The sequence below is a fragment of the Streptomyces sp. NPDC036815 genome (assembly GCF_055609205.1).
This window is the reverse complement of the sequence record NZ_JBVJPW010000006.1, coordinates 37437-49570: the sequence shown is the minus strand read 5'-3', so window position 1 is coordinate 49570 and position 12134 is coordinate 37437. Positions and strand designations below refer to the sequence as shown.

Below are 12134 nucleotides of genomic sequence, written 5' to 3'. Positions count from 1 at the left end.
GGTGCGGACGGCGGGACTCTGGAAGGGAGGAAGTGAGTCCCATGAGAGTCATGCTGAGAGCACGTCTGGACACCCAGGCCGCGAACGAGGCGATCAAGAGCGGAGCCCTGCCGAAGATGATGGGTTCGCTGACGGAGCGGCTGCAGCCGGAGGCGGCCTACTTCGGCCCGAGCGACGGCGGCCGGTGCTGCACTTTCGTCTTCGACATGCAGGACACGTCGGAGATGCCGTCCATCACCGAGCCGCTCTTCGGCGAGGTCGGCGCGGAGATCGAGATCTACCCGGTCATGAACGCGGAGGACCTGCGCAAGGGCCTGGAGGCGCTGGGCCACTGACGCCCCAACCCGGAGCGCAGGCGGGGGTTCGCGGACAGGCGCTCAGCGCGCCAGCAGCATCCGCTGGAATTCGCGCGCCGCGCGCGGCGGCGCCACGTCGCTGCGGTGGGCGAGCGCGATCGTGCGGTGCAGGCTGGGGCGGGCCAGCGGCGTCATCCGCAGGCCGGCGCCCGAGCGCTCGGCGACCATGCGGGGGACCACTGCCACGCCGATTCCCGCGCGCACGAAGCCGAGCACCGCGTCCATCTCGCCGCCCTCCACCGCGAACTCGGGCTCGAAGCCCTCGGCCCGGCAGGCGCTGACGGTGAGCTCCCGCAGGTCGTAGCCGTGCCGGAACATCACGAGGCGCTCGCCCTGCAGATCCGCGATCCGTACCGAGCGGCCCAGGCCCCGTGCTTCCGGTGCGGACACCACGACCAGGTCCTCACGCAGCAGCTCGACGGTGGTCAGGGCCGGGGAGGGGCTGGGCAGCGGGAGGACGACGAGCGCCAGGTCCAGCGCGCCGCGCGCCAGTTCGCGCACGAGGTCGTGCGAGCCGCCCTCCTCGATGAGGAGCTGGATGCCCGGATGCCGGTCGTGGAAGGCGCGCAGGACATCGGGGAGCAGGCCCGTGCACACGCTCGGCGTCGCGCCCAGGCGGATGCGGCCGCGGCGCAGCTGCGCCAGTTCCTGGACCTCGATCCGGGCGGTGTCCGCGTCGGCGAGGATGCGGCGGGCCAGCGGCAGCAGCGCCTCGCCCGCGTCGGTGAGGGTGATGTTGCCGCGCGCCCGGCTGAAGAGTTCGGCACCCAGCTCCTTCTCCAGGGCCCGGACCTGCTGGGAGAGGGAGGGCTGGGAGACGTGCACCTCCTCCGCGGCGCGGGTGAAGTGCCGGGCCTCGGCGACCGCGACGAAATACTGCAGCTGCTGGAATTGCATGGTCGAACGATACGCGGTCGATAGGCTCAGGCTATGGAGATGAGCTGAACCATCTCTTGGACCGATCGGGACTTTCGGCCGTAGCGTCTCTGACATGGCTCTGGCAACGCGGACGGACAAACGGCCGTCCATGACCCGCACGCTGTGGGACTCCACCATCGGCAAGAAGACGGTCATGGCGGTGAGCGGCCTGATCATGCTGCTCTACCTCATCGCGCACATGATCGGGAATCTGAAGATCTTCTTCGGTCCTGCGGAGATCAACCACTACGCGCACTGGCTCCGCACCGTCGGCGAGCCCTTCATGCACTACGAGTGGACGCTCTGGCTCATCCGCGTGGTGCTCGTCGCCGCGGTCGTCGCGCACGCCACCTCCGCGTACCAGCTGAGCCGTCGCGACATCCGGGCGCGCCCCACGAAGTACGTGCACAAGCGGCGCGAGGCGAGCTTCGCCACCCGCACCATGCGCTGGGGCGGCATCATCATCGCCCTGTTCATCGTCTGGCACATCCTCGACCTGACGACGGGCACCGTGCACCCGGGCGGCTACGAGCACCTCCACCCGTACCAGAACATCATCGACACCTTCTCGACCTGGTACGGCAACGTCGTCTACATCGTCGCCGTGGTCGCCGTCGGTTTCCACGTGCGGCACGGGCTGTGGAGCGCGGCCCAGACCCTGGGCGTGGGCACCGCCGCCCGCGACCGCGTCCTGGGGCTCCTCGCCAACGGCTTCGCCGTGGTGCTGACCCTCGGCTTCGTCTCCGTACCCGTGGCCGTCATGACCGGACTGGTGAGCTGACCCATGAACTACTCCAGTGAGTACTCCGCGTACGCGACGGGTGAGCCGCTCGTCGACGACAAGGCCCCCGCCGGGCCCATCGCCGAGCGCTGGGACACCCGCCGCTTCCAGGCGAAGCTGGTCAATCCCGCCAACCGGCGCAAGCACACCGTGATCGTCGTCGGCACCGGCCTTGCGGGCGGCTCCGCCGGGGCCACCCTCGCCGAACAGGGCTACCACGTCGTGCAGTTCTGCTACCAGGACTCTCCGCGCCGCGCCCACTCGATCGCCGCGCAGGGCGGCATCAACGCGGCGAAGAACTACCGCAACGACGGCGACTCGATCCACCGCCTCTTCTACGACACCGTCAAGGGCGGCGACTTCCGCGCCCGCGAGTCCAACGTGCACCGCCTCGCGCAGATCTCCGTCGAGATCATCGACCAGTGCGTCGCCCAGGGCGTGCCCTTCGCCCGCGAGTACGGCGGCCTCCTCGACACCCGCTCCTTCGGCGGCGTGCAGGTCTCCAGGACGTTCTACGCGCGCGGCCAGACGGGGCAGCAGCTCCTGCTCGGCGCCTACCAGGCACTCAGCCGCCAGATCGCCGCGGGCAACGTGGAGATGCATCCCCGTACCGAGATGCTCGACGTGATCGTCGTCGACGGGCGGGCCCGCGGCATCGTCGCCCGCGACCTGGTCACCGGCAGGATCGACACCTACTTCGCCGACGCGGTGGTCCTCGCGTCCGGCGGCTACGGCAACGTCTTCTACCTGTCGACCAACGCCATGAACTCCAACGCCACGGCCGTCTGGCGGGCCCACCGGCGCGGCGCGTACTTCGCCAACCCCTGTTTCACGCAGATCCACCCCACCTGCATCCCGCGCACCGGTGAGCACCAGTCCAAGCTGACGCTGATGAGCGAGTCGCTGCGCAACGACGGCCGGATCTGGGTGCCCAAGGCCAAGGGCGACGACCGCCCGGCGAACCGGATCCCCGAGGACGAGCGCGACTACTACCTGGAGCGCATCTACCCCTCCTTCGGCAACCTCGTGCCCCGCGACATCGCCTCGCGCGCCGCCAAGAACGTGTGCGACGAGGGCAGGGGAGTGGGCCCCGGCGGCCAGGGCGTCTACCTCGACTTCGCCGACGCCATCCGGCGCATGGGCAGGAAGAGCGTCGAGGAGAAGTACGGCAATCTCTTCGACATGTACGAGCGGATCACCGCGGAGAACCCGTACGAGGTGCCGATGCGGATCTATCCCGCCGTGCACTACACGATGGGCGGCCTCTGGGTCGACTACGACCTGCAGACCACCGTCCCCGGGCTCTTCGCGGTCGGCGAGGCCAACTTCTCCGACCACGGCGCCAACCGGCTCGGCGCGAGCGCCCTCATGCAGGGCCTCGCCGACGGCTACTTCGTCCTGCCGTCCACCATCAACGACTACCTCGCGCGCCACCCGCACAAGGACGAGGTGGGCGACGACCACCCCGCCGTGCAGGAGGTGCTCGCCGAGACCGAGGACCGCCTCAACCTGCTCCTGTCCGTCGACGGCGACCGCACCCCCGACTCCTTCCACCGTGAACTCGGCGAGGTCATGTGGGAGTTCTGCGGCATGGCCCGCACGGAGACCGGGCTGCGCAAGGCCCTGGAGCGCATCCCGCAGATCCGCGAGGAGTTCTGGCGCCGCATCAAGGTGCCGGGCACCGGTGAGGAGTTCAACCAGTCCCTGGAGAAGGCCAACCGCATCGTCGACTACCTGGAACTCGCCGAGCTGATGTGCCTCGACGCCCTGCATCGCGCCGAGTCCTGCGGCGGCCACTTCCGCGAGGAGTCCCAGACGCCCGACGGCGAGGCCGCCCGCGTCGACGAGGAGTTCTCCTACACGGCCGCCTGGGAGTTCACCGACACCGGCGCCGCTCCCGTCCTGCACAAGGAAGACCTCGTCTTCGAATACGTCCACCCCACTCAGCGGAGCTACGCATGAAGCTCACCCTGCGCGTCTGGCGCCAGAAGAACGCCGACGCCGACGGCGCGATGTCCACGTACGAGGTGGACGGCATCTCCTCCGACATGTCCTTCCTGGAGATGCTCGACACCCTCAACGAAGAGCTCATCGTCAAGGGCGACGACCCGGTCGCCTTCGACCACGACTGCCGCGAGGGCATCTGCGGAGCCTGCTCGCTCGTCATCAACGGCGACGCGCACGGCCCCGAGCGCACCACCACCTGCCAGCTCCACATGCGGTCCTTCGAGGACGGCGACACCATCGACATCGAGCCGTGGCGCGCCGCGGCCTTCCCGGTCGTCAAGGACCTGGTGGTCGACCGCTCCGCCTTCGACCGGATCATCCAGTCCGGCGGCTACATCAGCGCACCGACCGGGGCGGCGCCCGAGGCGCACGCCACGCCCGTGCCCAAGCCGGCGGCCGATTCGGCGTTCGAGCACGCCGAGTGCATCGGCTGCGGGGCGTGCGTCGCGGCCTGCCCCAACGGGTCGGCCATGCTCTTCACCTCGGCCAAGGTCAACCACCTGAACGTGCTTCCGCAGGGTGCGCCCGAGCGGGAGACGCGCGTTCTCGACATGGTGACGCAGATGGACGCGGAGGGATTCGGCGGCTGCACGCTCACCGGCGAGTGCGCCACCGCCTGTCCGAAGGGCATTCCGTTGCCGTCCATCGCCGCGATGAACAAGGAGTGGTTGAGGGCCACGCGCAAGGTCGGCCGGTAGCCGCTGCCCGGTTGGGTGCGGGACGGCTGTGGCTGGTCGCGCGGTTCCCCGTGCCCCTGCGGGGCGCGTACCGTCTGCCCATGTATCCGGGAGCGTACGACCCCGCCAGAACGGCCGTCGTCACCGCTGACGGCACACGGAACCTCACCTACGGACAGCTCGAAGAACGCTCCCTGCGGCTCGCGGATCATCTGCGGGCCGCCGGGCTGCGCCGGGGCGACCACCTCGCCCTGCTCTGCGACAACGACCCGCGCGCCCTGGAGATCTACTGGGCCGCCATGCGCTCCGGCCTCTATCTCACCGCCGTCAACCACCACTTGAGCGACGACGAGGCCGCCTACATCGTGCGAGACTGCGGCGCGGGCGTACTGATCGTGTCGGGTGCGCTCACCGAACAGGGCGACAGGGTGCGGGAGTTGGCGAGCGGGCCCGCGCTGCTTCTCGGGCTCGACGACGGCACCTACGAGAAGGCGCTTGCCGGCGCCTGCGCCGTACCGCCGGACCGGCAGCCGCTCGGGGCCGACATGCTCTACTCCTCCGGCACCACGGGACGCCCCAAGGGGGTGCGGCCCGCGCTTCCCGAGGGGGACGTGCGTGACCGGCCCACGACGTACACCGCCGTCTTCCAGACGATGTACGGCTTCGGCGAGGACACCGTCTACCTCTCGCCCGCGCCGATCTACCACGCCGCGCCGCTGAGGTTCTGCGGTGTGGTGACCGCGCTCGGCGGCACCGTCGTCCTGATGGACACCTTCGACGCCGAGAGGGCCCTCGCGGCCGTCGAACGCCAGCGGGTGACGCACAGTCAGTGGGTGCCGACCATGTTCGTGCGCATGCTGAAGCTGCCCGCCCGGGTCCGCGAACGCCACGACCTCTCGTCGATGAGGATCGCCATCCACGCCGCCGCGCCCTGTCCCGTCGAGGTCAAGCGTCGGATGATGGAGTGGTGGGGGCCGATCCTGTACGAGTACTACTCGTCGACGGAGGGCAACGGCATCACGTTCATCTCCCCGCAGGAATGGCTGCGCAAGCCCGGTTCGGTCGGCCGCGACGGATTCCTCGGCACCCTGCGGATCTGTGACGAGGAGGGGCGCGTGCTGCCGCCCGGCGAGACCGGAACCGTCTACTTCGAGCGCGACGAACCGCCCTTCCGCTACCACGGCGACGAGGCCCGCACCCGCGAGGCCCAGCACCCCGCGCATCCGAACTGGACGACCACCGGCGACATCGGCCACGTCGACGAGGACGGCTACCTCTTCCTCACCGACCGCAGGGCCTTCATGATCATCTCGGGTGGCGTGAACGTCTACCCGCAGGAGGCCGAGGACGTGCTCGTGCTGCACCCCGCCGTCGCCGACGCGGCCGTCGTCGGCGTGCCCGACGCCGAGATGGGGGAGGCGGTCAAGGCGGTCGTCCAGGTCGAGGAGGGAGTCGCCCCCGGCCCCGGCCTCGAGCGGGAACTCATCGACTTCGTACGGGAGCGGCTCGCGCACTACAAGGCGCCGCGCACCGTCGACTTCACCGACCGTCTGCCGCGCACTCCCACCGGCAAGCTGGCGAAGGCCCGGCTGCGGGAGGCGTACCGGCGGGGGTGACCGGCGGGGGCGCGGGACCCCAGGGGTCAGCCCCGCCCGCCCGGGGCTCCCAGCGCGCGGGCCAGATACGGCGCGGTCCGGCTGCCCTCGGCACCCGCCACCCGCGCCGGGGTGCCGGCCGCCACGATGAGGCCGCCCCGGTCACCGCCGCCGGGGCCGAGGTCGACGACCCAGTCCGCGCCCGCCACGACCGCCATGTCGTGCTCGACGACGACCACGGAGTTGCCCCCGTCGACCAGTTCGTGCAGGCGATGGGTGAGGACCTCGACGTCGGCCGGGTGCAGGCCGGTCGTCGGCTCGTCGAGGAGGTAGAGCGTGTGGCCCCGCCCGACCCGCTGCAACTCGCTGGCCAGTTTGATGCGTTGGGCCTCCCCGCCCGACAGCTCCGTGGCGGGCTGGCCGAGCCGCAGATAGCCGAGGCCGACGTCGAGGAGCGTGCGCAGGCTGCGCAGGACGGCCGGTGTGTCGGCGAAGAAGCCCGCGGCTGCCTCGACGGTCAGGTCGAGCACCTCCGCGATGTTCCGTCCCCGGTACGTCACTTCGAGCGTGGCGGGGTTGTAGCGGGCGCCCGCGCAGTCCGGGCAGGGTGCGTAGGTGCTCGGCAGGAAGAGCAGCTCGACGCTGACGAAGCCTTCGCCCTGACAGGTCTCGCAGCGCCCGCCCGCGACGTTGAAGGAGAACCGCCCCACGCCGTAACCGCGCTCCTTCGCCGTGTCCGTGGCCGCGAAGACCTTGCGCACGACGTCGAAGAGGCCGGTGTAGGTGGCCAGGTTGGAGCGCGGTGTACGTCCGATCGGCTTCTGGTCGACGCAGACCAGGCGGCCGACCCCCGCGAGGTCCTCGGTGATCTCGCCGACGAGCGTGGACTTCCCCGAACCCGACACGCCCGTGACGGCGGTGAAGGCGCCGAGCGGGATCTCCGCCGTCACGTCCCGGAGGTTGTGCCGGGTGACCGGGCCGATTTTCAACCAGCCCTGCGCGGCGCGCACTTCACGCGCCGGAGGGGCTTCCCGGCCGAACAGGAAGCGGGCCGTGGCCGACTCGTGGACCCCTTCGAGCTCCGCCACCGGACCGCTGTGCAGCACCCGCCCGCCGTGCTCGCCCGCCCGCGGGCCGACGTCGACGAGCCAGTCCGCGTGGCGCATCACGTCGAGGTGGTGCTCCACGACGAAGACGGAGTTGCCCGCCGCCTTCAGCCGGTCGAGGACCGTCAACAGGGCCTCGGTGTCCGCCGGGTGGAGCCCCGCCGACGGTTCGTCCAGGACGTACACCACGCCGAAGAGCCCCGAGCGCAGCTGGGTCGCCAGGCGCAGGCGCTGCAGTTCGCCCGCCGACAGGGTGGGCGTGGCGCGGTCCGGACTGAGGTAGCCGAGGCCGAGCTCGGTGACGGTCGCGATGCGGGCGAGCAGGTCCCCGGTCAGGACGCGGGCCGTCTCCGAGGTGTCCGCGGCGCCCGCGAGGGCGTCGGCGAGGTCGGACAGGGGCAGCGCGGCGAGCTCGGCGATCGTGCGGCCCGCGAAGGTGACCGCCATCGCCTCCGGCCGCAGCCTGCTGCCGCCGCACGCCGGGCACGGCGCGCTCGCCAGGAACCGCTCGGCCTTGGCGCGCAGCGTCTGGCTCTTGGAGTCCGAGAAGGTCTTCATCACATAGCGGCGGGCGCTCATGTAGGTGCCCTGGTAGGGGCGGTGGATCCGGCCGGCCTCCCGCACCGGGTGCACGGTCACCACCGGCTGCTCGTCCGTGAACAGGATCCAGTCGCGGTCCCGCTGCGGCAGCTCGCGCCAGGGCCGGTCGACGTCGTGGCCCAGGGCGTCGAGCACGTCCCGCAGGTTCTTGCCCTGCCAGGCGCCGGGCCAGGCGGCGATTGCGCCCTCGCGGATGGACAGCGACGGGTCGGGCACGAGCAGCTCTTCCGTCGTGCGGTGGACGCGGCCCAGGCCGTGGCACTCGGGGCACGCGCCGGCCGCCGTGTTCGGCGAGAAGGCGTCCGAGTCGAGCCGCTCGGCGCCCGGCGGATAGCTGCCCGCGCGGGAGAAGAGCATCCGCAGGGAGTTGGAGAGCGTGGTGACCGTGCCGACGGAGGAGCGGGAGGTCGGCGCCGAGCGGCGCTGCTGGAGCGAGACCGCGGGCGGCAGCCCGGTGATCTCCCCGACCTTGGGGGCGCCGACCTGGTGGATCAGCCGCCGGGCGTACGGCGCGACGGACTCGAAGTAGCGCCGCTGGGCCTCGGCGTAGACGGTCCCGAACGCGAGCGAGGACTTCCCCGAGCCGGAGACGCCGGTGAAGACCGCGAGGACGTCGCGCGGGATGTCCACGTCGACGCCCTGGAGGTTGTGCTCCCGGGCGCCGCGGACGCGTACGAACGGGTCATGGGGGCTGTGCATGGGGACTCCGTACGCGGCTCGGGGACAAACCCCACCATTCTAGGCCTCGGGCCGACGCGCGAGCCGGGAGCCCCTACGGGCGGGGCCGCAGTCGCCTCAAAGCTGCGGGGCCGGAGCCAGCCGCGCCACGCGGGCCAGCCGCCGGAAGGAGTCCAGGAGCCCGGCCCGGTCGTACGTACTGGTCGTCACGAGGACTTCCTGCGCCCCGCTCTCCTTGATCACCCGCTCCAGCTCGTCGGCCACCTGCTCCTCCGTGCCGTGCACGTGACCGCGCAGCCCCGCCTCGTAGAAGCCGCGCTCCTTCTCCGTCATGGCCAGGGCCTCCACCCGCTCGGCCGACAGCAGCGGCGGAAACGTGCCGTGCGTGCGCGAGTACGCCATCGACCAGGCCTCCGGGACGAGGAGCCGACGGGCCGCCTCCTCGCTCTCCGCCACCGCGACGGTGCCCGCGATCATGACGTACGGCTCGGCGAGCCAGGGCGAGGGACGGAAGCCGCCGCGGTACCGCTCGATGCCGCGCAGCATCTTCTCGCGGCCCCGGATGTCCCCGATGACCAGCGGCAGCCCCGCCTCGGCGGCGATCGTCGCGCCCTCGCCCACGGCCAGCACGTACGGCGGCACGGTCAGCCCCTCGGCGGGGCGGGCCCGCACCCCCGTGCCGGACGTCCCGCGGAACCAGTCGAGCAGTTCGCCGAGCTGCCCCGCGAAGTCCTCGGCAGCGTGTTTGTCGCGCCCCAGCGCCTTGCGCACCCCGTCGGTGAAGCCGACCGAACGGCCGAGCCCCATGTCGATCCGGCCGGGAAAGAGCGATTCCAGCACCCCGAACTGCTCGGCCACGACCAGCGACTGATGGTTCGGCAGCATCACTCCGCCCGTACCGACGCGGATGGTGCGGGTGGCCGCCGCCACGGCCGACGCGAGGACCGTGGGCGCGGAACCCGCCACGCCGGGCACGCCGTGGTGCTCGGAGACCCAGAAACGGTGATAGCCGAGCGCCTCGAGGTCCTGGGCGAGGCGCACGGTGTCGCGCAGCGCCGCGGGACCGTCGTAGCCCTCACGGGTGCGGGAACGGTCGAGTACGGAGAACCGGGTTGCTGCGATCACTGAGCTCACACAGGGTTCAACACCTGGCCGCCGTCATGATTCCCTGTCGGAGTGACCGACACCAGCAGACCCCTCGCCGTGTTCGACCTGGACAACACCCTCGCGGACACCGCGCACCGCCAGCGGTACCTGGTGGGCGGGGCACGCGACTGGGACGCCTTCTTCGCCGCGGCGCCCCAGGACCCGCCCTTGGCCCGCGGCATCGAGCTGGCCCGGGCCAGTGCCGAGGAGTGCGAGGTCGTCTACCTGACGGGCCGCCCCGAGCGGTGCCGGGCGGACACGGAGGACTGGCTGGCGCGCCAGGGCCTGCCGGCGGGCCGCGTCTGGATGCGGCGCGACGGCGACCGCCGCCCGGCCCGCCGCACCAAACTGGAGATCCTGCGCTCCCTCGCCCGGGACCGCGAGATCCGCGTGCTGGTGGACGACGACGAGCTCGTCTGCGACGAGGCGGAACGCGCGGGCTTCACCGTCCTGCGCGCCACCTGGGCCGCCGAGTCCGAACCTCTGAAGACGGCCCAGGAGGAAGACGGCCGAACCTGACCGCCTCCCGCCTACGCGCTGTCCCCGTCCTCCAGCCGGAATCCCACCTTCAGCCCCACCTGGTAGTGCTGGATCCGCCCGTCCTCGATGTGCCCGCGCACCTGTGTGACCTCGAACCAGTCCAGCGAGCGGAGCGTCCGCGAGGCCCGCTCGACGCCGTTGCGGATCGCCTGGTCGATGCCTTCGTGGGAGGTGCCGACAATCTCGGTGACGCGATAGGTGTGGTCGGTCATGAGCGTGTTCCTCCGGGCCGTCGGGTGGCGTCGCGCGGCGCCGATGAGCGCCGTCACTCCACCGTGCACCAGTGCGCCCGCTCGCGCGAGATGGCGTCACCCCTTGACCAGGCCTTTGGTACATACCAAAATCCAGGCCAGTAACCCGTTCGAGCCACGAGCTCATCCCCCCGCGTCGGGCCGACCTTCCCTGTCCGCAGGCAGAAAGTGACCCACGTGAACCCGCACCACCGCGCCGCCGTGTCTCTGGCCCTGGCGCTCTCCTCCTCCGTTCTCCTCGCCGGATGCGGGATGCTGCCCGGCGGGGACGACTCCCGGACCGTCACGGTCTGGCTGATGCGGGGCAGCGCGTCGCCCGAGTTCGTCGAGCGCTTCACGGCGGACTTCGAGAAGGAGCACGACGGGCTCGAACTGGACGTCCGCGTCCAGGAGTGGACCGGCATCGGTACCAAGGTGAAGAAGGCGCTCAAGGAGGAGGACGGGGACGGCCCCGACGTCATCGAGGTCGGCAACACCCAGGTCGCGCAGTACGTGGACGAGGGCGGCCTGTACGACCTCACCCTGGAGTCCGCGCGCGACCTCGGCATGAACGACTGGCTGCCGGGTCTCGCCGAGCCGGGGCGCTACCGCGGCGCCCAGTACGGCATCCCCTGGTACGCCGCCAACCGCGTCGTCATCTACAACAAGGACCTGTTCGCGCAGGCGGGCATCAAGAGCCCCCCGCGGACCCGCGAGGAGTGGGTCACGGCCACGGAGAAGCTCAACTCCGGCGGCAATCAAGGCATATACCTGGCGGGCCAGGACTGGTACACCCTCGCAGGCTTCGTCTGGGACGAGGGCGGCGACCTCGCCAAGGAGACCAAGGAGTCCTCCGGCGACTGGCGCGGCAGCCTGCACACGGCGGCGGCCCGGCGCGGCATGGAGTTCTACCAGCGGCTGCAGGCGCTCGGCGACGGCCCGCGCGACTCCGACGAGGAACACCCCTCACAGGCAGGCGTGTTCGCGGGCGGCGACGTCGCGCAGATCATCACGGTGCCCGGCGCGGCCCGCGCCATCGAGGAGAAGAACCCCGAACTGAAGGGCAAGCTTGGCTACTTCCCCATCCCCGGCAAGAAGGCGGGCAAGCCCGGCGCGGTCTTCACGGGTGGCTCCGACCTCGTGGTGCCCGAGCACAGCGACGACCACAAGGGCGCGGTCGAGGTGATCGAGGCGCTCGCGGGCAAGAAGTGGCAGACCGACCTGGCCCGGACGATGAACTACGTCCCGAACAAGGCGAAGCTGGCCCCCGCCGTCGCGGGCGAGGAGGGTGTCGCGGCGATGGCCGCAGGCGCCGCGAACGGCCGGGCGACGCCCAACTCGCCCCGCTGGGCGGGCGTCGAGGCGGACAACCCCATCAAGGAGTACATGACGCAGGTCCTCATGGGCGGCGACCCGGAGGCCGAGGCCCGCAAGGCCTCGGACCAGATCACCGAGGCGCTGAACGTCGGAGGGCTGTGACGGACGGCCCGGTCCCGCGCC

11 protein-coding genes are annotated in these 12134 nt (G+C 71.2%); 7 read left to right on the top strand and 4 right to left on the bottom strand.

Annotation, left to right across the window (positions count from 1 at the left end):
• Positions 1 to 41 precede the first annotated feature (41 nt).
• Positions 42 to 335 (top strand): DUF3303 family protein, encoded by a 294-nt coding sequence (locus ACZ69I_RS15155; RefSeq protein WP_470832518.1) that lies wholly within the window; start codon positions 42 to 44, stop codon positions 333 to 335.
• A gap of 42 nt (positions 336 to 377) precedes the next feature.
• Here ACZ69I_RS15155 and ACZ69I_RS15150 read toward each other — a convergent pair whose 3' ends face one another.
• Complete coding sequence (locus ACZ69I_RS15150; protein WP_470832517.1) at positions 378 to 1253, bottom strand: LysR family transcriptional regulator; 876 nt, start codon at positions 1251 to 1253, stop codon at positions 378 to 380.
• A gap of 94 nt (positions 1254 to 1347) precedes the next feature.
• On the opposite strand from ACZ69I_RS15150, the gene ACZ69I_RS15145 reads away from it, so the two are divergent.
• The 4 genes from ACZ69I_RS15145 to ACZ69I_RS15130 all read left to right on the top strand — a co-directional run bounded on the left by ACZ69I_RS15145 (position 1348) and on the right by ACZ69I_RS15130 (position 6355).
• The gene (locus ACZ69I_RS15145; protein ID WP_470832515.1) at positions 1348 to 2055 is read left to right on the top strand and encodes a succinate dehydrogenase; all 708 of its coding nucleotides are present in this window, start codon (positions 1348 to 1350) and stop codon (positions 2053 to 2055) included.
• 3 nt (positions 2056 to 2058) lie between these two features.
• A complete protein-coding gene (locus tag ACZ69I_RS15140) occupies positions 2059 to 4017 on the top strand; it encodes a fumarate reductase/succinate dehydrogenase flavoprotein subunit (RefSeq protein WP_470832513.1) in 1959 nt (652 codons plus the stop codon).
• Positions 4014 to 4760 carry a succinate dehydrogenase/fumarate reductase iron-sulfur subunit gene (locus ACZ69I_RS15135; RefSeq protein ID WP_470832512.1) on the top strand — a complete coding sequence of 249 codons (747 nt, stop codon included), beginning with the start codon at positions 4014 to 4016 and terminating at the stop codon, positions 4758 to 4760. Before ACZ69I_RS15140 ends, ACZ69I_RS15135 begins: the two co-directional genes overlap by 4 nt.
• A gap of 80 nt (positions 4761 to 4840) precedes the next feature.
• Positions 4841 to 6355 (top strand): acyl-CoA synthetase, encoded by a 1515-nt coding sequence (locus ACZ69I_RS15130; protein ID WP_470832510.1) that lies wholly within the window; start codon positions 4841 to 4843, stop codon positions 6353 to 6355.
• Positions 6356 to 6381: 26 nt separating this feature from the next.
• Here the strand turns inward: ACZ69I_RS15130 and ACZ69I_RS15125 are convergent, their stop codons facing one another.
• Positions 6382 to 8739 carry an ATP-binding cassette domain-containing protein gene (locus ACZ69I_RS15125; protein WP_470832508.1) on the bottom strand — a complete coding sequence of 786 codons (2358 nt, stop codon included), beginning with the start codon at positions 8737 to 8739 and terminating at the stop codon, positions 6382 to 6384.
• Positions 8740 to 8835: 96 nt separating this feature from the next.
• Positions 8836 to 9852 carry an LLM class flavin-dependent oxidoreductase gene (locus tag ACZ69I_RS15120; protein WP_470832506.1) on the bottom strand — a complete coding sequence of 339 codons (1017 nt, stop codon included), beginning with the start codon at positions 9850 to 9852 and terminating at the stop codon, positions 8836 to 8838.
• 42 nt (positions 9853 to 9894) lie between these two features.
• Between ACZ69I_RS15120 and ACZ69I_RS15115 the strand changes: the two genes are divergently transcribed.
• Positions 9895 to 10383: a phosphatase domain-containing protein gene (locus tag ACZ69I_RS15115; protein WP_470832504.1), complete on the top strand. Its 489-nt coding sequence runs from the start codon at positions 9895 to 9897 to the stop codon at positions 10381 to 10383.
• Positions 10384 to 10394: 11 nt separating this feature from the next.
• Here ACZ69I_RS15115 and ACZ69I_RS15110 read toward each other — a convergent pair whose 3' ends face one another.
• The gene (locus ACZ69I_RS15110; protein WP_467675354.1) at positions 10395 to 10616 is read right to left on the bottom strand and encodes a dodecin; all 222 of its coding nucleotides are present in this window, start codon (positions 10614 to 10616) and stop codon (positions 10395 to 10397) included.
• A 291-nt stretch (positions 10617 to 10907) separates the two neighbouring features.
• Here ACZ69I_RS15110 and ACZ69I_RS15105 point away from each other — a divergent pair, with 291 nt between their 5' ends.
• Complete coding sequence (locus ACZ69I_RS15105) at positions 10908 to 12113, top strand: extracellular solute-binding protein (protein WP_470832806.1); 1206 nt, start codon at positions 10908 to 10910, stop codon at positions 12111 to 12113.
• The last annotated feature ends 21 nt before the right edge of the window (positions 12114 to 12134 follow it).